Source organism: Brevibacterium sp. UBA7493 (assembly GCF_002479565.1).
In the GTDB taxonomy this organism is placed as follows: Bacteria; Actinomycetota; Actinomycetes; order Actinomycetales; family Brevibacteriaceae; genus Brevibacterium; species Brevibacterium luteolum.
This window is the reverse complement of record NZ_DLOD01000014.1, coordinates 96,201-113,565: the sequence shown is the minus strand read 5'-3', so window position 1 is coordinate 113,565 and position 17,365 is coordinate 96,201. Positions and strand designations below refer to the sequence as shown.

The following is a 17,365-nucleotide window of genomic DNA, read 5'->3' as shown; positions in this document are numbered from 1 at the left end:
CGGGATTACTCCTGCGTGGTTTCGTCAGCTGCTTCCGTGCCCGAGGCGGTGGTCTCCGGTTCCTCGGCTGCCGGGTCGGCGATGTCCACCAGATCGGGCAGCACTTCGCGCAGCTCGGCTGCGGAGATCGGGCCCTCGCGCAGGATGCGCGGCGGGGTGCGCGTGAGGTCGACGATCGTCGAGGCGCCGATCCCGGGCACCTCTCCCCCGTCGATGTAGATGTCGACGCTCTCGCCGAGCATCTCCTCAGCCTCGGCGGCGTTGCCGGCCGCCGGTGAGCCGTGGGTGTTGGCAGAGGAGACCGCGAGCGGTCCGGTCTTGCGCAGCAGTTCGAGGGCCGCCTCGTGATCGGGCATCCGCACAGCGACAGTGCCGTGGGTGTCGCCGAGGTCCCAGTCGAGCATCGCCTGGGCGCCGCAGATGATCGTCAGCGGTCCTGGCCAGAAGCGCTTGGTGAGTTCGAAGACGGAGGTGTTCGGCACCTCGGCAAGCGCCATGAGCACTTCGCGCTGGCCGACGAGCACCGGCGGCGGCATGTCGCGGCCACGGCCCTTGGCTGCGAGCAGCTTCTCGACGCCGGTGGCGGAGAAGGCGTCGGCGGCGATGCCGTAGACGGTGTCGGTCGGCATGACGATGGTCCCATCGGATTCGAGGACCCGGGCGCATTCGCTGAAGACCAGATCTCTCATCTCATCGTTGTCGATGCTGAACGTGCGCGACATTCACGGCCCTTCCAGGCGTTCGGCGGTGGTGAAACGGTCTCTGCCAGTGTAGTCGGTGTGCGTGGCGGCACCGGACAGACCAGCGGCAGCACAGGCCTGCTGGATCGCCGTGGCCTGCGTCTCATCGTGTTCGATGACGAGCAGCCCGCCGGAGCGCAGCGCCTCAGCAGCCAGCGCGATGATCTGTGCCGGTGTCTCCATCCCGTCTGCTCCCCCGCCGTAGAGGGCGATGGCCGGGTCGTAGCCGGTGACTTCGGGGATGTCGGGCTGGTTGGTCTCGGGCACGTACGGCGGGTTCGTCACGACGATGTCGAAGGGCCCGAGCCCAGGCACGACGTCGGTGACGTCACCTGAATGGAGGGTGACGGTCGAGCCGGCGGCAGCGACCGCCTCGGCGGTGGCGGCGATATTGCGCTCGGCCCACCGGCAGGCTTCGGCGGAGAGCTCGACGGCGTGGACCTCGCTTCCGGGGATCTCGGTGGCTGCGGCCAGAGCCAGTGCCCCAGTGCCGGTGCACATGTCGAGGATCCGGATGACGTGCGCCCGCCCGTTGCCGGTGTGTTCGTCGCCGGAGCGCAGGGCCGCGGCATGGGCGATGGCTGGGTCGATGAGGAGTTCGCTCTCAGGGCGCGGGATGAAGACGCCGGGCCCGAGGCGGAGGGCGAGATGGCGGAAGCCGGTGGAGCCGGTGATGTGCTGGAGGGGTTCGCGAGCGGCCCGGCGGGCCAGGCAGTCCTCGAAGTCGGTCACCTGGTCAGCGGGCACCTCAAAGCCGCGCAGCAGCTTCAGTGACAGCTCCTTATGGGTGATCCCGAGAACGTGGGCCAGCAGCAGGCGGGCGTCGGTGCCGGGGGTGTCGATGCCGGCGTCAGCCAGCCGGGCGCGGGCGGCGGCGATGAGCGCATCAGCCGGCTGCGCACCAGCCGTGTCGGCGGCCGGATTCACGCTTACTGCGCCTCCTCAAGCCGCTGGGCGCGGTCGAGTGCGCGGCAGGATTCGACGACGGCATCGAGGTCGCCGGCGAGCACCTGGTCGAGGTTGTGGGCCTTGTAGCCGGTGCGGTGGTCGGCGATCCGGTTCTCGGGGAAGTTGTAGGTGCGGATCCGCTCGGAGCGGTCGACGGTGCGCACCTGTGAGCGGCGCCGGTCGTCGGCCTCTGCGGCGGCTTCGGCGGCCTGGGCGGCCAGCAGCCGGGCGCGCAGGATGCGCAGGGCGGCGGCCTTGTTCTGCAGCTGGGACTTCTCGTTCTGGCAGCTGGCGACGATGCCGGTGGGCACGTGCGTGATGCGCACAGCCGAGTCGGTTGTGTTGACCGACTGGCCGCCGGGTCCGGATGAGCGGTAGACGTCGATGCGCAGATCGGCGTCGTTGATCTGGACCTCGTCGGGTTCGTCGACGTCGGGGAAGACGATGACTCCGGCGGCCGAGGTGTGGATGCGGCCCTGCGATTCGGTCACCGGCACGCGCTGGACGCGGTGGACACCGCCTTCGAACTTCAGCCACCCGAAGGCGCCTTCGTCCTTGGCCTTGACGGCCAGGGTGACGTCTTTGCAGCCGCCGAGGTCTGAGGGTGTGGTGTCGATGACCTCGGTCGACCAGCCGCGCCTATCGGCCCACCGCTGGTACATCCGCAGCAGATCGGAGGCAAACAGCGCGGACTCCTCGCCGCCCTCCCCTGCTTTGATCTCGACGAGCGCATCACGGTCGTCGTCCGGGTCGCGGGGCACGAGCAGATCCCGCAGCACGCCCAGGAGCTCCGCGCGCTGCTCTTCGAGCGCGGGGATCTCCTGGGCGAAGCCGGGATCGTCGTCGGCGAGTTCGCGGCAGGCCTCCAGGTCCTCCTGGGCGGCGATGAGATCGCCCCAGCAGGACACGACCTTCTCGAGCTCGGCGTATCGGCGGGTCAGCCGGCGGGCTGTGCCCGGGTTGGCGTGCACCTCGGGATCGGCCAGCTCCTGCTCGATGCGCGCATGCTCATCACGGAGCATGTGCACCATCTGGCGCAGCGAGTCGATATCGGCTGCCGTGTCGGCGGTCTCACTCATGCAGGTGGGCCAGCCGGTCAGTTGTCGTCAGCCGCCGACTTCGGCAGCGGCGTGGTCTTCTGCACCTGGAAGAGGAACTCGGCGTTCGAGCCGGTCTCCTTCATCTTCGAGATGAGCAGCTCGAGCGCCTGCTGCTGTTCGAGGCCGGAGAGGACGCGGCGCAGCTTCCACATGACCTTGCGCTCTTCGGGGCTCATGAGGTTCTCTTCGCGGCGGGTGCCCGAGGAGTTGACGTCGACAGCCGGGAAGATGCGCTTGTCTGCCAGGTGGCGGCTCAGGCGCAGCTCCATGTTGCCGGTGCCCTTGAACTCTTCGAAGATCACTTCGTCCATCTTCGAGCCGGTCTCGACGAGAGCGGTGGCGAGGATGGTGAGCGAGCCGCCGCCTTCGATGTTGCGGGCGGCACCGAAGAACTTCTTCGGCGGGTAGAGCGCATTGGCGTCGACACCACCGGAGAGGATCCGGCCTGAGGCCGGCTGTGCGAGGTTGTAGGCACGGCCGAGGCGGGTGATGTTGTCCAGCAGCACGACGACGTCCTGGCCCATCTCGACGAGGCGCTTGGCGCGTTCGATGGCCAGTTCGGCGATCGTCGTGTGGTCGTCGGCCGGGCGGTCGAATGTCGAGGCGATGACCTCGCCCTTGACCGCGCGCTGCATGTCGGTGACTTCCTCAGGGCGCTCGTCGACGAGGACGACCATGAGGTGGACCTCGGGGTTGTTCTCGGCGATGGCGTTGGCGATCTGCTGCATGACTGTCGTCTTGCCGGCCTTGGGCGGGGCGACGATGAGGCCGCGCTGTCCCTTGCCGATCGGCGAGACGAGGTCGATGACGCGAGTGGAGATGAGCTTCGAGGTCGTCTCCAGGCGCAGGCGGTCCTGCGGGTACAGCGGGGTGAGCTTGGAGAAGTCGACGCGGCGCTTGGCGTCTTCGATGCTCAGGCCGTTGACGGAGTCGAGGCGGACGAGCGCATCGAACTTCTCGCGGCGCTTGGAGCGCTGATCGCCCTCGCGCGGCTGCTTGATCGCACCGACGACGGCGTCACCCTTGCGCAGACCGTTCTTCTTGACCATGCCAGCGGAGACGTAGACGTCGTTCTGACCGGGCAGGTAACCGGAGGTGCGCAGGAAGGCGTAGTTGTCGTGGACATCGAGGATGCCGCCGACCGGGATGAGCACGTCATCGGGACGCAGATCCTGATCGTCGCCGTCTCCGCGTCCGCGGCGCTTGCGGTCGCGGTTGCGTCCGCGGTTGCCGCGACGGTTGTTGTCGTCGCGTCCGCCGCGGTTGTCATCGCGGTTGCGGTTGTCGTCGCGACCACCGCGGTTGTCGTTGCTGCGGTTGTCGGAATTCTTGTCGCCACCGCGTCCGCGATCGTTGCGGTCGCCGCGATCCTGACGGTCGTTGCGATCGCCGCGTCCGTCCTGGTCGCCGCGGTTCTGACGGTCACCGCGGTCACGGCGGCCGCCGCGACGGCGCGAGCCGCCCTCGTCGTCCTGGGACGACTCGGAGTCGCGGGACTCGCCCTGATCCTGCTGAGCGTCACCGCGCTGGTCGTCGCGCTGCTGCGCATCGGCCTGCTCGTCGTGACGGGGCTTCTCAGCCTGCTGCTGGGCGGGCTGTTCGGGCTGGGACTGGCGGGTCTGTGCCGCCTGGGCAGCAGAGTCCTGCTGCTGATCTGACTGGGGTGCGGACTGGGCCGCAGGCTGCTCCTGCGCAGCCGGAGCTGCGGCAGCGGGTGCCGAGCTGGCTGCTGCCTGGCTCGACGTCCTGCTCTCGATAGCGGCGATGAGATCCCCCTTGCGCAGGCGACGGTATCCCTTGATGTTGAGACCCGCGGCCATTTCCTGAAGCTGGGGCAGACGCAGAGCAGTGAGATTGCTTTCTGACACGAAGGTTCCTTCTCCCTCGTTCGGCTGCAGCTGCATGAACACAGAGCTGCAGCGACGGACCACACGCACGATTGCGTGCATTCACAAAATGAAGTACCTCGGACGCCAGAGACGGCGCGGTACGAAGAGCGTTCCCACCTGAGTCGCGGGGCACGATCACATGGAGGTGCCGGTGAAGCGAAGAATGCTGGGGAACGCCTCTAGCCTAGCGCGTTGACGCCCGTTGCGCTAATTTCCGCCCAGCTTGTCGCCGTCGCCGAGGCGGTTCGACCCGGTCCCGGGTGTCTGGCTGCGTCTGCGGGCAGGTCAGGTGCGCAGCCGGCAGTCGGTCGTCATGACCTCGACGCCGGTTTCGGCGATGGCCGCCGGGACGATGCGGGCGGAGTCGCCGGTGAGCACCTCGCCCACCTGAGCGGCGAGATCGTCATCGGATCCGAGCACGAGCACGGTCGGCCCGGCACCGGAGACGACGGCGGCCAGCCCGGCGGCGCGCAGCGCATCGACGCGTTCGAGCGAGGCGGTCATTGCCGGGCGGCGGTAGTTCTGGTGCAGCCGGTCGACGGTGGCGTCGAACAGCAGCGAGGGGTCATGGCCGATGGCGTAGACGAACAGGCCGGCGATCGCGGCGTTGGCTGCGGCATCGGCGTGCGGGACGGTCTCGGGCAGCAGCGAACGCGCCACCGAGGTGTCGAGCCGCTCATCGGGGACGATGAGCACCGCTGAGATATCTTCGGCGACGGGCACGGAGACCGAGCGGGCCTGGCCGTGGCCGTCGGAGTAGGAAACGGTGACCCCGCCGAAGATCGCCGGGGCGGCGTTGTCGGGGTGGCCTTCGAAGTGCGTGGCCCAGGCGAGCTTCTCCTCGGGTGAGGGTGCCGGCAGCCCGGCGAAGGCGCTGGCCGCATCGGCGATCGCGATACCGGCGACGACGGCAGCGGCCGAGGAGCCCATCCCGCGGGAGTGGGCGATGACGTTGTCGCACTCCAGGCTGATCCGGTCAGCGGTCTCAACACCGCGGGCGGCGAGCACCTCGCGCATGACCCGCAGGATGAGGTGGTCCTGATCTGTCGGGACCACCCCGGCGCCCTCACCGGTGATGCGCACGCAGTCGCTGGGATCGACCGGCCCGTCGTGCAGGCGGGCGCGGACGGTGTCGCGGATGTCAAGCGCGATGCCGAAGCTGTCATACCCGGCCCCGAGGTTGGCCGAGGTGGCAGGCACGGTGACCTCGACCTCGGCGACGGCCTGCGGGGCGACCGGTGCGGTGCTCGTCATCACGCGTCCTCGAGTCCGAGCTCGCGGGCAGCCGAGACCGCATCGACCGGCACCCGGGTGGGAGTCAGATCGGAGCCGTCAGCGGTGTGCAGCGCCCACTGCGGATCCTTGAGCCCGTGTCCGGTCACGGTGCACACGATGCGCGCACCGGCCGGGATCTCACCGGCCTTAGCCTGCTGCAGGAGGCCTGCGATCGAGGCGGCGGAACCGGGTTCGACGAAGATGCCCTCGGTCGAGGACAGCAGCCGGTGGGCAGCGAGGATCTCCTCGTCGGTGACGGCCTTGATGACGCCGCCGGATTCCTCGCGCGCGGCGATCGCCTGATCCCACGAGGCGGGGTTGCCGATCCGGATGGCGGTCGCGACGGTCTCCGGGTCATCGACCGGATGGCCCTTGACGAGCGGGGCGGCGCCGGCGGCCTGGAAGCCCCACATACGCGGGGTCGCAGTCGCCAGACCGGCGGCGGCGTATTCGCGGTAGCCCTTCCAGTAGGCGGTGATGTTGCCGGCGTTGCCGACGGGCAGCACATGGATGTCCGGGGCGTCGCCGAGAGCGTCGACGATCTCGAAAGAAGCGGTCTTCTGGCCCTCGATACGGTCGGGGTTGACCGAGTTGACGAGGTGGACCGGGTAGGCCTCTGAGAGCTTACGGCACAGGGTCAGGCAGTCATCGAAGTTGCCGTCGACTTCGAGCAGCTCGGCACCGTGGGCGACGGCCTGGCTCATCTTGCCGACTGCGATCTTGCCGGCCGGCACGAGCACCGCACACGTCAGCCCGGCCTTCGTCGCATAGGCGGCCGCCGATGCCGAGGTGTTGCCGGTCGAGGCGCAGATGACGGCCTTGGCGCCGTAGGCGAGGGCCTTCGAGATCGCCATCGTCATGCCGCGGTCCTTGAACGACCCGGTCGGGTTCATGCCCTCGTACTTGACCCACACCTCGGCGCCGGTGCGCTCGGAGAGCTTCTCGGCGTGGATGAGCGGGGTGCCGCCCTCGCCGAGGGTGACGGCGCGGGATTCGGCGGCGATGTCGAGGAAGTCGCGGTACTCCTCGATGACGCCCTGCCACTGGTGGCGGTGGGCAGCGGTCATGGGGTCTCCTTCACGGGATGGTGGTGTGCCGGTGGGCCCGGCTCAGTGGCCTTCGATGCGCAGGACGGACTTGAGCTCGTTGACGGCGTCGAGGGCGACGGCGCGCTCGACCGTTTTGGCCAGCGCGGCATCGGTGCCCGCATGGGTGGCGATGACGAGCTTGGCGCGCTGCGGGGCGTCGTCGTCGGTGGGCTCGAGCTGGGTCTGCTGCATGAGCTCGATCGAGGTGCCCTCCTCGGCGAAGACCTGCGAGATCTGGGCGAGAACACCCGGGCGGTCGAAGACGTCGAAGGTGATCTGGTAGCGGGTGCGGATCGCGGAGATCGGCAGGACCGGCAGCCGGTTGCCGATCGAACGGCGGGCCTGGCCGGTGCCGCCGAGGACCTTGCGGCGTGCGGTCGAGACGATGTCGCCCAGGACTGCCGAGGCGGTCGGTGCGCCGCCAGCACCCTGGCCGTAGAACATCAGCGAGCCTGCGGCTTCGGCTTCAACGAAGACAGCGTTGAACGCCCCGCCGACGCTGGCCAGCGCGTGGTCCTTGGGCAGCAGTGCCGGGTAGACGCGGGCGGAGACGCCTGGGCCGGCCGGTGAGTCTTCGATGGTTTCGCAGATCGCCAGCAGCTTGATGGTGAAGCCCTGCGCGGAGGCGGTCTCGACCATGTCGGCGGTGACGCCGGTGATGCCCTCGACATGGACGTCGTCTATGCTCACGCGGGTGTGGAAGGCAAGAGAGGCTAGGATCGCGGCCTTGGCGGCTGCGTCGTGGCCGCCGATGTCGGCAGTCGGATCAGCTTCGGCGTACCCGAGTTCCTGGGCGGTGGCCAGGGCGTGGTCGAAGTCCCAGCCCTCCTTCTCCATTTGGTCGAGGATGTAGTTCGTCGTGCCGTTGACGATGCCGAGCACGCGGGTGATGCGGTCACCGGCCAGCGAGTTGACGACCGGGCGGATGATCGGGATCGCACCGGCGACAGCGGCCTCGTGCTCCAGGCGCACTTCAGCGTCTTCGGCGGCGGCGAGCAGCTCGGAGTAGTCGCTGGCCAGCAGCGCCTTGTTCGCCGTCACGACCGAGGCGCCGGAGCGCAGGGCTGTGAGGATGAGTTCGCGGGCCGGTTCGTGGCCGCCCATGAGCTCGACGACGATGTCGGCTCCTTCGATGGCGGCAGCGGTGTCGGTGGTGAGCAGCTCGGACGGGATGCCGGGGCGGTCCTTGCCGGCGTCGCGCACGGCGACAGCCGAGATCTCCAGCGGGGCGCCGATGCGGGCTTCGAGGTCGGCCGCGTTGCCGAGGATGCGGGTGGCGACTTCGGTGCCGACGACACCGCAGCCGAGCATGGCAACCTTGAGGGGTTTCATCGTGTGGTGCTCCTTCTTTCGTGGGGCGCGAGCTCGTCAGTAGACTCGGGTGCCTGGACGTCTGCGTCAGCGGCCGACGGGCTGAAGCCGGTGTCCCAGGCGAGGATGTCGGCGTGGGATTCGGGTCGGACGACCCAGCCGAGCTGCTCACCGTCGACGGCAAGCACACCTGGGCGCGGGACGTGGTTGTAGTTCGATGACAGCGACCGGCAGTAGGCGCCGGTGTCCGGGACGGCGATGAGGTCGCCGCGGGTGACGTCATTGGGCAGGTATTCGTCGCGGACGATGATGTCGCCGCTTTCGCAGTGCTTGCCGACGACGCGCACGACTGCCGGTTCGCTGGCGGAGTCGCGGTTGGCCAGGGTGCAGGAGTAGTCGGCGTCGTAGAGGGCGGTCCGGATGTTGTCGCTCATGCCGCCGTCGACAGCGACGTAGAGCCGCTCCCCTGACCCGGTTTCGACGACCTTGGTGCTGCCGACGGTGTAGAGGGTGAAGATCGACGGCCCGGAGATCGCCCGGCCCGGCTCGAAGGACACCGCCGGCAGCGTCGAGCCGGTGGCCTCACAAGCGGAGGCGACGACGGAGGCGAGCCGTCTGGCCATCTCGGTGAAGGTCAGCGGGGTGTCCTGGGAGGTGTAGCGGATGCCGAAGCCGCCGCCGAGGTCGACCTCGGGCAGGTCGATGCCGAGTTCGTCGAGGATGCGGGCGCGCAGCTCGATGATCCGGGTGGCGGCGATGTCGAAGCCGGAGGATTCGAAGATCTGCGAGCCGATGTGGCTGTGCAGGCCGATGAAGTCGAGGTCCTCGCTGGCAGCGATCCGCTGCGCGGCGTCGAAGGCGTCACCGCTGTGCAGGGACAGGCCGAACTTCTGGTCCTCGTGTGCGGTGGCGATGAAGTCATGGGTGTGGGCTTCGACGCCGACGGTGACGCGCAGCATGACCGGGGCGCGGACACCTCGGGCGCGGGCGGCAGCGGCGACCCGCGGGATCTCGTCGAAGGAGTCGAGCACGATGCGGCCGATCCCCCAGTCGAGGGCGAAGGCGATCTCCTCATCGGATTTGTTGTTGCCGTGCAGCCCGACGGTGCGCGGGTCGACGCCGGCGCGGTGGGCAACCATGAGCTCGCCGAGGGTGCAGGTGTCGATGCCCATTCCTTCGCCTGCGACCCAGTCGGCGACAGCGGTGCACAGGAAGGACTTGCCGGCGTAGTAGGCCTTCGCCTCGGTGCCGATCGCGGCGAACGCCTCGGAGAAGGCGGTGACGAAGTCAGCGGCCCGGTGCTTGAGGTCGGCGACGTCGAGGACGTACAGCGGTGAGCCGTACGTCTCGGCGAGCTCAGTGACGCGGTGACCGGCGATGGTGAGCTCGCCGCCTGGGGTCTTGTCAACGCTGCGCGACCACAGCGAGGGCATGAGCGCATTGACGTCATTGGGGTACGGCAGCCACACCGGTGGTGGGGTGGCATGCAGGATGCCGGCGATATGGGCTGGCATTACATCCGCTCCGGGGCGCTGACGCCGAGCAGGCGCAGGCCGTTGCGCAGCACGGTCGCGGTCGCGAGGTCGAGGACCAGGCGCGAGGAGTGAACCGGTTCGATGTCCTCACCGGCGCGCGGGGTGACACGGCAGCTGTCGTACCACTTGTGGAAGGTGCCGGCGAGGCTTTCGAGGTAGCGGGCCACCCGGTGGGGTTCGCGCAGCTCAGCGGCCTGGGCGACGACACGCGGGAAGTCGGCCAGGGCGGCCAACAGTGCTGCCTCGGTGGCATGCGCCAGTGTTGAGGCGTCGAAGGCCTCGGTGGTGATGCCGGCGGCCTCGGCGTTGCGGGCGACCGACTGCGAGCGGGCGTGGGCGTACTGGACGTAGTAGACCGGGTTGTCGTTGCTGGCGCTGCGCAGCACCTCGGGGTCCAGGGTCAGCGGCGAGTCGGCCGGCTGGCGGGCCAGTGAGTAGCGCACGGCATCGCGGCCGAGCCAGTTGATGATGTCGCGCAGCTCGATGATGTTGCCGGCGCGCTTGGACAGCTTGGCGCCGTTGACCTTGATGAGCTGGCCGATGAGCACCTCGATGTTCTTCTCGGGGTCATCGCCGGCAGCTGCTGCGATCGCCTTGAGCCGGCCGACGTAGCCGTGGTGGTCGGCGCCGAGGAGGTAGATCTTTTCGATGAAGCCGCGGTCCTTCTTATCCAGATAGTACGCGGCGTCGGCGGCGAAGTAGGTGGGGTTGCCGTCAGCGCGGATGAGCACGCGGTCCTTGTCGTCGCCGAACTCGGTGGTGCGCAGCCAGACCGCCCCGCCCTCGTCGTAGACGTGGCCCTGTTCGCGCAGCCGGTTGACCGCCTCGGTCACGGCGTTGGAGTTGTGCAGGCTGGCTTCGGAGAACCACACGTCGAAGCTGACGTCGAAGTCGGCGAGTGTGTCGCGGATGTCGGCCATCTGCAGTTCGTAGGCGCGGGCGCGCAGGCGGGCGCGCACGTCATCGGGGATGACGGCCGGTGCCGGTTCCTCAGGGTCGGATTCGGGCACCTGTGCGGTGGCCTTGACCTCGGCGGTGAGCTCCGGGTCCTGGGCGGCGATGGTCTCGGCGATCTCGGTGACGTAGCCGCCGGGGTAGCCTCCAGCAGGCACGTTGCGGCCGAGCATGCGGGCGACGACGGAGTCGGCGAAGACGTCCATCTGGGCGCCGGCGTCGTTGATGTAGTACTCGGCGGTGACGTTCGCGCCAGCAGCGGCGAGCACGCGGGCGATCGCATCGCCAAGGGCTGCCCAGCGGGTGTGGCCGAGGTGCAGAGGGCCGGTCGGGTTGGCGGAGACGAACTCCATATTGATGATGTGACCGGCAAGCGTCTTGGTGCGGCCGTAGTCGTCACCGGCGGTGACGATGTCAGCAGCCAGCGCACCGGCGGCACCGGCTGCCAAGGGGATGTTGATGAATCCCGGGCCGGCCACCTCGGCGGTGTCGATGCCCTCATCGGCCGCCAGCACCTCGGCGATCTCGGTGGCCAGATCCCGTGGGTTGAGCCCGGCCTTCTTCGCCGTCTGCAGTGCCACGTTGGAAGACCAGTCGCCGTGGGCGCGGTTCTTCGGTCGCTCGACGACGAGTCGGGCGGGTGCTTCGATGGCGTAGCCGTGCTGCATGTTCAGCTGGCCGATGGCAGAGCGGATGGCTTCTTTGAGCTGTTCGGGAGTCACGTGCTTAGCGTATTACCTTGCCCGTGGCTAAGCGACTTGAGGCCCGCTATTCGGTATCGGTGTGAGCGGGGCGACATGTCCTGCCAGCAGCTGACAGGCAGCGGGGACGAAGCAGGCCCGCCACCTGGATTTCCAGGTGACGGGCCTGATGTCGCGCCCGCGACAGGATTCGAACCTACGACCTTCTGCTCCGGAGGCAGACGCTCTATCCGCTGAGCTACGCGGGCTGGCAACTCGACAATACTAGCACTCATGTGCGCTGTCACGCGCACCGGTGACTGGTGAGCCGAGCCACGATGCCGCGGCGCTGTCGGGCAGCGACGCGGCGGTGGCTCAGTGCGTCACTGGCCCTTGATCTTGTCGCGGGCCGGGACGTACTCCCAGTGCCACGGCTCGTACTTCGAGGTCTTCGCCCAGGCGGGGTTCTCCCAGCCGTACTCCTTGCCGTGCTTGACGAGCCAGTTGTACTGCTCGCCCGAGGCGCTGGCGGCACCGCCGCCGAAGTCGAGGGCCACACCCCAGCCGTGCATCGAGGTGCCGGGGCGGGCGGCCAGGCCGGGCTTGCGGCCGGCGACCGAGACCTGGGACTCGAGCGTGCGGTAGGAGTCGGTGATGGCCATGTCCTTGCCGGTCTCGGCCTTGAACGCGGCGTTCATCTCAGCGAAGGCGACAGCGGCGTCTGCGCGCAGCTTGTGCTTGCCGATGCCGACGTCGCACAGGTAGTCATCGGGAACCTGGCCGTTGCTGTAGTCACCGGAGGGTGCTTCACCGGAGCAGCCGGGCAGCACGGTGCGGGTGACGGAGCGCGAGGCGGCCTCGGCGTCGCGATCCTTCTTGGCGCTCGGCACGCCGCCGGCGTAGTTCTGGGTGCCGGACTCGTTGCCGGCGGAGGTGACGTTCGTCTGGACCGATTCGGCTCCGACGACGTTGGTCGCTGCGGCGTCGAGGGTGCTGCCGGCGGCGACCTGGTCCTGCGTGGAGGTGTTGCCGATGAGCAGCATCGCGGCGATGGCGCTGCCGGCGACGGAGACCGAGGCCATGGCCGAGACAGTTGCCAGGCGGCGGCGCTTGTAGGAGCGCACGAGCGAGCCATCGGATCCGCGGTAGGCCACGGCACCGGCTCCGACCTTGCGCGTGCGGGAGGCAGGCAGGGTCAGAGCGCTGTCAGCGGTGCTGGTGGCGCGGTTCGGGTGGGTGCCTGGGATGCGGAAGGATGCACGTCGTGTGCGGTTCGCGTTCTCCTGCTCCCGGCGTTCGCGGCGAGTCATGGCGACCGATGGTGTCGGCTCCTGTGCCACTACTCATCTCCCAACTGTCTCTACTGCAGAATCTGTCGTGGTGCTGTCACACCTCTGTGCCGCAGCCGTGTTGTCACGGCGACCGACCACACGTCACAGCACTATAACGACAATGTTACGAGTTGTCATGTCGCTCGCCACCCGCGCATCACCCGTGCGGGCGATTCACCCGATTACAGCGCGCATGCGCGTACACGGTCTCATATCAGGCGCACATACGCCGAAAATTCTTTCGTCGGCGCATCGCCACGCGTGTCGATATGTAACAGAACTGTTGTGTTGTCCCTCGTCTCAGTCACGCCCGGGCCATACGTCGGCGACTGGCGACTCCACTGTTGTTTCACTTCTGCTATTTCACTCGATTCCGGTGCAGGCGCCGCAGAATCAGTCGACCCTGCGCACCCGCGGAGCACGCTGCATGACATCGTGCACCTCGCCGACGAGTTCCTCGATGACGTCTTCGAGGAACAGGATGCCGACGGTGCGATGGTTCTCGTCGAGCACCCGGCCGACGTGGTGTCCTGCCTGCTGCATCGAATCGAGGGAGTCCTCGATCTCGTCGGCAGCGCGCAGCGTCACCAGCGAACGGAAGCGCTTATCAGGGATCTCGGAGGCATAGTCGTCCTCCGTGTCGGCGTAGAGCACATCCTTGACGTGGATGTAGCCGCCGGGCTCCCCGTCGCTGTCGAGGATGATGTAGCGCGAAAAGCCGGTGCGGGCGACCAGCTGCTCGATATGCGCAGGTGTGACATCCTCAGCCACGGTGACGACACGGTCCATCGGCACCATGACGTCCCCGATGGTCTTGTCGGAGAACTCCAGGGCGCCCTTGAGCAGCCCGGTGTCATCGCTCAGCAGTCCCTCGCGCTGGGACTCGGCGACAATCGACTGCACTTCCTCGATCGTGTAGGCGGCGTTGACGTCGTCGCGCGGTTCGACCCCCATGAGCTTGAGGATCCGGTTGGCGAAAGCGTTCATCGGGCGGATGACGAAGCCGAAGATGCGGGCCAGCACCACCAGCGGCGGGGCGAGCAGCATGGCCGCCTGCTGGGAGACGGCGAGCGCGATGTTCTTCGGGATCATCTCGCCGACGACGACGTGCAGGTACGTCACCACCGACAGCGCGATGATGAAGGCGATCAGCCCAGACAGCGCCTCGGGCACGCCGAGGAAGCTCATCGGGCCAACGAGCAGGTGGTGAATCGCCGGTTCTGCGACATTGCCCAGCAGCAGTGAGCACACAGTGATGCCCAGCTGGCAGATCGCCAGCATGAGCGAGACGTGCTCCATGGCGAACAGCGTCGTCTTCGCTGCCTTCGATCCCTCTTCGGCCTTCGGCTCGATCTGCGAGCGCTTGGCCGAGACGATGCCGAACTCCGCGGCCACGAAGAAGGCGTTGCCCAGCAGCAGGACGACGAGCCACACGAGACCCAGCCAATCGCTCATGGCTGACCTCCTGCGCTCGAGTCTCCGACCGGCCAGGAGCTCTCATCCCACTCGACGGTGGAGTAGTCCGGGCGCAGCCGCAGGCGTTCGATGCGCCGGCCGTGCAGGCGCTCGACAGTCAGGGTGGCGTCTTCGATGCGGACGGTGTCGCCGACTTCGGGGATCCGACCGAGCTCCATGAGCACGAAGCCTGCCACCGTTTCGTAGTCGGGGTCTTCGGGGATCTCGACGCCGATGAAGCCGGCGACCTCATCGGGGCGCAGCCGTCCGGGGATGATCCACGAACCGTCTCGGGCCGGCCGGACGGTCACCGAGAGCCGGTCGTGTTCGTCGACGACCTCGCCGACGAGCTCCTCGACGACGTCTTCCAAGGTCACGACACCGGCGGTGCCGCCGTATTCGTCGACGACGACGGCCATCTGGGTGCCGCGCGAGCGCAGCTCCATGAGCAGCGGGTCGAGGGCAAGGGTCTCGGGGAACTCGGCGACCTCGGTCATAAGGCCTGCGGCGTAGGCATCGGCGCGGTTGGCCAGCGGTACGGCCACGGCCTGCTTGATGTGCACGACGCCTTCGATCTCGTCGCGGGACTCGCCGGTGACGGGGAACCGGGAGAATCCGGTCGAGCGGGCAAGTTCGACGATCTCAGCAGCAGTCGTCTCACGTTTGACGGTGACCATCCGTGTGCGCGGGGTCATGACGTCTTCGGCGGTGCGTTGGGAGAAGCTGAGCGTGCGGGTGAGCAGATCGGCGGTCTGCTCGTTCATCGTGCCCTCCTGGGCCGAGTGGCGCACGAGTGCCGTGAGCTCATCGGCCGAGCGGCCGGCTGAACCCTCCTCCTGCGGTTCGATGCCCATCGCCAGCAGCGCCTTGTTCGCCGTGCCGTTGAGGACGGCGATGATCGGGCGAAAGGCGACGGAGAAGAAGTACTGCAGCGGGACGAAGATCTTGCCGGTCTTGAGCGGCGAGGAGATCGCCATGTTCTTCGGCACGAGCTCACCGACGACCATCGACAGCAGGGTCGATATGAGCAGCGCGATCGTCAGGGACATACTGCCGGAGGCGCCTTCGGGCAGCCCGAGGGCACGCAGGGGCCCGCGCAGCAGCGCACCGAGAGAGGGCTCCATGAGATAGCCGGTCAGCAGGGTCGTGATCGTGATGCCGACCTGTGCTGCGGAGAGCTGTGTGGAGAGATGTGTGACACCCTTGCGCAGGTATTTCGATCCCGGTTCGCCGCGTGCGACGGCCTCATCGACGGTGTGCTTGTCAAGGGTGAGGAGAGAGAACTCGGCTGCGACGAACACGCCGGTGCCGAGGATGAGCAGCAGGGCGAGGGCGAGGAGAAGCCATTCCATCAGCGGCTGTCCCCTGCCGCCAGGTGACCGTGAGCGGCGCGTACACGCCGGGGAGAGCTTCGCATCAGCAGGGCGGCGTCGCGGGCGGCGGGGCTGATGCCGGGTATTCGGGGTTGATCGGGGCTGCCGGCTTCACGCCGGCCGGGACTGTCACTGGTCATGCAAGAAGCTTACCGCGCCCGAGGCGGTGGTCGCCATGTGCGGCGAGCACCGCCTCGGGTACGGGGCGAGTATCTCGGATGCCAGCCTGTTCACCAGGAGTGATGAACCGGCATGCCCTCCTGGTAGCCGGCGGCGGACTGGACGCCGACCTGGGCGCGCTCGGCGAATTCCGTGAGTGTGCGCGCACCCGCATACGTGCATGAGGAGCGGACTCCGGAAGTGATCTCATCGAGCAGGTCCTCGACACCGGGCCGGGCCGGGTCGACGAACATCTTTCCTGAGGAGATGCCCTCTTCGAACAGGCCCTTGCGGGCGCGGTCGAAGGCCGAGTCGCTCTGCGTGCGGGCGGCCACGGCGCGAGCTGAGGCCATCCCGAAGCTCTCCTTGTACTGGCGGCCGTCGGGGTCGACGAGCAGATCGCCGGGGCTCTCAAGGGTGCCGGCGAACCACGAGCCGATCATCACCTGGGAGGCACCGGCCACGAGTGCCAGGGCGACATCGCGCGGGTGCTTGACCCCGCCGTCTGCCCACACGTGGGCGCCGAGCTCGCGGGCAGCGGCTGCGCATTCGGCCACTGCGGAGAACTGCGGCCGGCCGACGGCGGTCATCATGCGGGTGGTGCACATCGCGCCCGGGCCCACACCGACCTTGACGATGGTGGCACCGGCCTCGACAAGGTCGCGGGTGCCGTCAGCGGTCACCGTGTTGCCGGCAACGATCGGCACGCCGAGCTCCAGGCCGCTGATGGCGGCCAGCACCTCGAGCATCTTCTCCTGGTGTCCGTGGGCGGTGTCGACGACGAGGACGTCAGCGCCGGCCGCGACGAGCGCCTGGGCGCGGGAGGCGACATCGCCGTTGACGCCGACGGCGGCGGCTACGCGCAGACGGCCCTGCTCATCGAGGGCCGGGGTGTAGATCGAGCAGCGCAGAATCGACTGCGCGGTCACCGCGCCGACGAGGGTCTGCCCGTCGACGACGGGCACGAAGTCCCGCCGCTGGGAGGTGAGCTCTTCGTAGACGCCGGCGAGCACCTCGCGGGTGGGGTCGTCGAGGCGGGAGGCCTGCACCGGCTCCTCGATCGGCTCCATCACTCGGTGCACGGAGGTGAACTGGTCGACACCGGTGAGCGAGGAGCGGGAGACAGTGCCGAGCACGCGGCTGTCGTCGTCGACGACCACGGCGTGGCCGTGGGCGCGCTTGGGCAGCAGGTGCAGGGCTGAGAGCACCGTGTCGTCGACCGACACGCGCACCGGGGTCTCGTAGACGGTATGGCGCTCCTTGATCCACCCGATCGTGGCGGCGGCCACCGGCAGCGGGATGTCCTGCGGCAGGACGGCCATGCCGCCGCGCCGGGCGATCGTCTCAGCCATCCGGCGCCCGGACACCGCTGTCATATTGCTCGCGATCAAGGGGATCGTCGTGCCGGTGCCGTCCGAGGTGGAGAGATCGACTGCGAAACGCGATGCCACCGACGACCGGCGCGGGACGAGGAAGACATCGGAGTACGTCAGGTCATGTGGAGGATGTTCCGTGAGAAAACGCATA

Annotated in this window: 13 protein-coding genes and 1 tRNA gene; all 14 read right to left on the bottom strand. The window is 68.2% G+C overall.

The features are described from left to right. Nucleotides 1-5: 5 nt before the first annotated feature. The gene (locus B4E96_RS08540) at nucleotides 6-722 is read right to left on the bottom strand and encodes an L-threonylcarbamoyladenylate synthase (protein WP_286957175.1); all 717 of its coding nucleotides are present in this window, start codon (nucleotides 720-722) and stop codon (nucleotides 6-8) included. Then, nucleotides 723-1,667: a peptide chain release factor N(5)-glutamine methyltransferase gene (gene prmC / locus B4E96_RS08535; protein WP_286957173.1), complete on the bottom strand. Its 945-nt coding sequence runs from the start codon at nucleotides 1,665-1,667 to the stop codon at nucleotides 723-725. Nucleotides 1,668-1,669: 2 nt separating this feature from the next. After that, nucleotides 1,670-2,767, bottom strand: coding sequence for a peptide chain release factor 1 (gene prfA / locus B4E96_RS08530; protein WP_414632686.1), 1,098 nt, complete (start codon nucleotides 2,765-2,767; stop codon nucleotides 1,670-1,672). A 17-nt stretch (nucleotides 2,768-2,784) separates the two neighbouring features. After that, on the bottom strand, nucleotides 2,785-4,692 hold the full coding sequence (rho, locus tag B4E96_RS08525) for a transcription termination factor Rho (RefSeq protein WP_259845784.1): 1,908 nt from the start codon (nucleotides 4,690-4,692) through the stop codon (nucleotides 2,785-2,787). Between the two features lie 270 nt (nucleotides 4,693-4,962). Next, nucleotides 4,963-5,931 (bottom strand): homoserine kinase, encoded by a 969-nt coding sequence (gene thrB / locus B4E96_RS08520; protein WP_170273949.1) that lies wholly within the window; start codon nucleotides 5,929-5,931, stop codon nucleotides 4,963-4,965. Further along, nucleotides 5,931-7,019, bottom strand: coding sequence for a threonine synthase (thrC, locus tag B4E96_RS08515; protein ID WP_286957172.1), 1,089 nt, complete (start codon nucleotides 7,017-7,019; stop codon nucleotides 5,931-5,933). The genes thrB and thrC overlap by 1 nt, the downstream gene beginning before the upstream one ends. Before the next feature lie 42 nt (nucleotides 7,020-7,061). Further along, nucleotides 7,062-8,372 (bottom strand): homoserine dehydrogenase, encoded by a 1,311-nt coding sequence (locus tag B4E96_RS08510; protein WP_170273947.1) that lies wholly within the window; start codon nucleotides 8,370-8,372, stop codon nucleotides 7,062-7,064. After that, on the bottom strand, nucleotides 8,369-9,865 hold the full coding sequence (lysA, locus tag B4E96_RS08505; protein WP_259856172.1) for a diaminopimelate decarboxylase: 1,497 nt from the start codon (nucleotides 9,863-9,865) through the stop codon (nucleotides 8,369-8,371). Before lysA ends, B4E96_RS08510 begins: the two co-directional genes overlap by 4 nt. Continuing rightward, nucleotides 9,865-11,562 (bottom strand): arginine--tRNA ligase, encoded by a 1,698-nt coding sequence (gene argS / locus B4E96_RS08500; RefSeq protein WP_286957171.1) that lies wholly within the window; start codon nucleotides 11,560-11,562, stop codon nucleotides 9,865-9,867. The genes lysA and argS overlap by 1 nt, the downstream gene beginning before the upstream one ends. A gap of 154 nt (nucleotides 11,563-11,716) precedes the next feature. Further along, nucleotides 11,717-11,789 (bottom strand) — tRNA-Arg (locus B4E96_RS08495). A gap of 114 nt (nucleotides 11,790-11,903) precedes the next feature. Beyond that, nucleotides 11,904-12,830: a M15 family metallopeptidase gene (locus tag B4E96_RS08490; RefSeq protein ID WP_286957168.1), complete on the bottom strand. Its 927-nt coding sequence runs from the start codon at nucleotides 12,828-12,830 to the stop codon at nucleotides 11,904-11,906. A 414-nt stretch (nucleotides 12,831-13,244) separates the two neighbouring features. Next, nucleotides 13,245-14,306 carry a hemolysin family protein gene (locus tag B4E96_RS08485; protein WP_259835253.1) on the bottom strand — a complete coding sequence of 354 codons (1,062 nt, stop codon included), beginning with the start codon at nucleotides 14,304-14,306 and terminating at the stop codon, nucleotides 13,245-13,247. Further along, nucleotides 14,303-15,658 carry a hemolysin family protein gene (locus B4E96_RS08480; RefSeq protein ID WP_286957166.1) on the bottom strand — a complete coding sequence of 452 codons (1,356 nt, stop codon included), beginning with the start codon at nucleotides 15,656-15,658 and terminating at the stop codon, nucleotides 14,303-14,305. The genes B4E96_RS08485 and B4E96_RS08480 overlap by 4 nt, the downstream gene beginning before the upstream one ends. Before the next feature lie 251 nt (nucleotides 15,659-15,909). Next, nucleotides 15,910-17,364, bottom strand: coding sequence for a GuaB1 family IMP dehydrogenase-related protein (locus B4E96_RS08475; protein ID WP_286957165.1), 1,455 nt, complete (start codon nucleotides 17,362-17,364; stop codon nucleotides 15,910-15,912). Nucleotide 17,365: the final 1 nt, after the last annotated feature.

What these genes read in the sequence shown, in the direction of transcription:
- B4E96_RS08540 (WP_286957175.1), bottom strand. Translation starts at nt 722, where the DNA reads ATGTCGCGCACGTTCAGCATCGACAACGATGAGATGAGAGATCTGGTC.
- prfA (WP_414632686.1), bottom strand. Translation starts at nt 2,767, where the DNA reads ATGAGTGAGACCGCCGACACGGCAGCCGATATCGACTCGCTGCGCCAG.
- rho (WP_259845784.1), bottom strand. Translation starts at nt 4,692, where the DNA reads ATGCAGCTGCAGCCGAACGAGGGAGAAGGAACCTTCGTGTCAGAAAGC.
- thrB (WP_170273949.1), bottom strand. Translation starts at nt 5,931, where the DNA reads ATGACGAGCACCGCACCGGTCGCCCCGCAGGCCGTCGCCGAGGTCGAG.
- thrC (WP_286957172.1), bottom strand. Translation starts at nt 7,019, where the DNA reads ATGACCGCTGCCCACCGCCACCAGTGGCAGGGCGTCATCGAGGAGTAC.
- B4E96_RS08510 (WP_170273947.1), bottom strand. Translation starts at nt 8,372, where the DNA reads ATGAAACCCCTCAAGGTTGCCATGCTCGGCTGCGGTGTCGTCGGCACC.
- lysA (WP_259856172.1), bottom strand. Translation starts at nt 9,865, where the DNA reads ATGCCAGCCCATATCGCCGGCATCCTGCATGCCACCCCACCACCGGTG.
- B4E96_RS08490 (WP_286957168.1), bottom strand. Translation starts at nt 12,830, where the DNA reads ATGACTCGCCGCGAACGCCGGGAGCAGGAGAACGCGAACCGCACACGA.
- B4E96_RS08485 (WP_259835253.1), bottom strand. Translation starts at nt 14,306, where the DNA reads ATGAGCGATTGGCTGGGTCTCGTGTGGCTCGTCGTCCTGCTGCTGGGC.
- B4E96_RS08480 (WP_286957166.1), bottom strand. Translation starts at nt 15,658, where the DNA reads ATGGAATGGCTTCTCCTCGCCCTCGCCCTGCTGCTCATCCTCGGCACC.
- B4E96_RS08475 (WP_286957165.1), bottom strand. Translation starts at nt 17,364, where the DNA reads ATGCGTTTTCTCACGGAACATCCTCCACATGACCTGACGTACTCCGAT.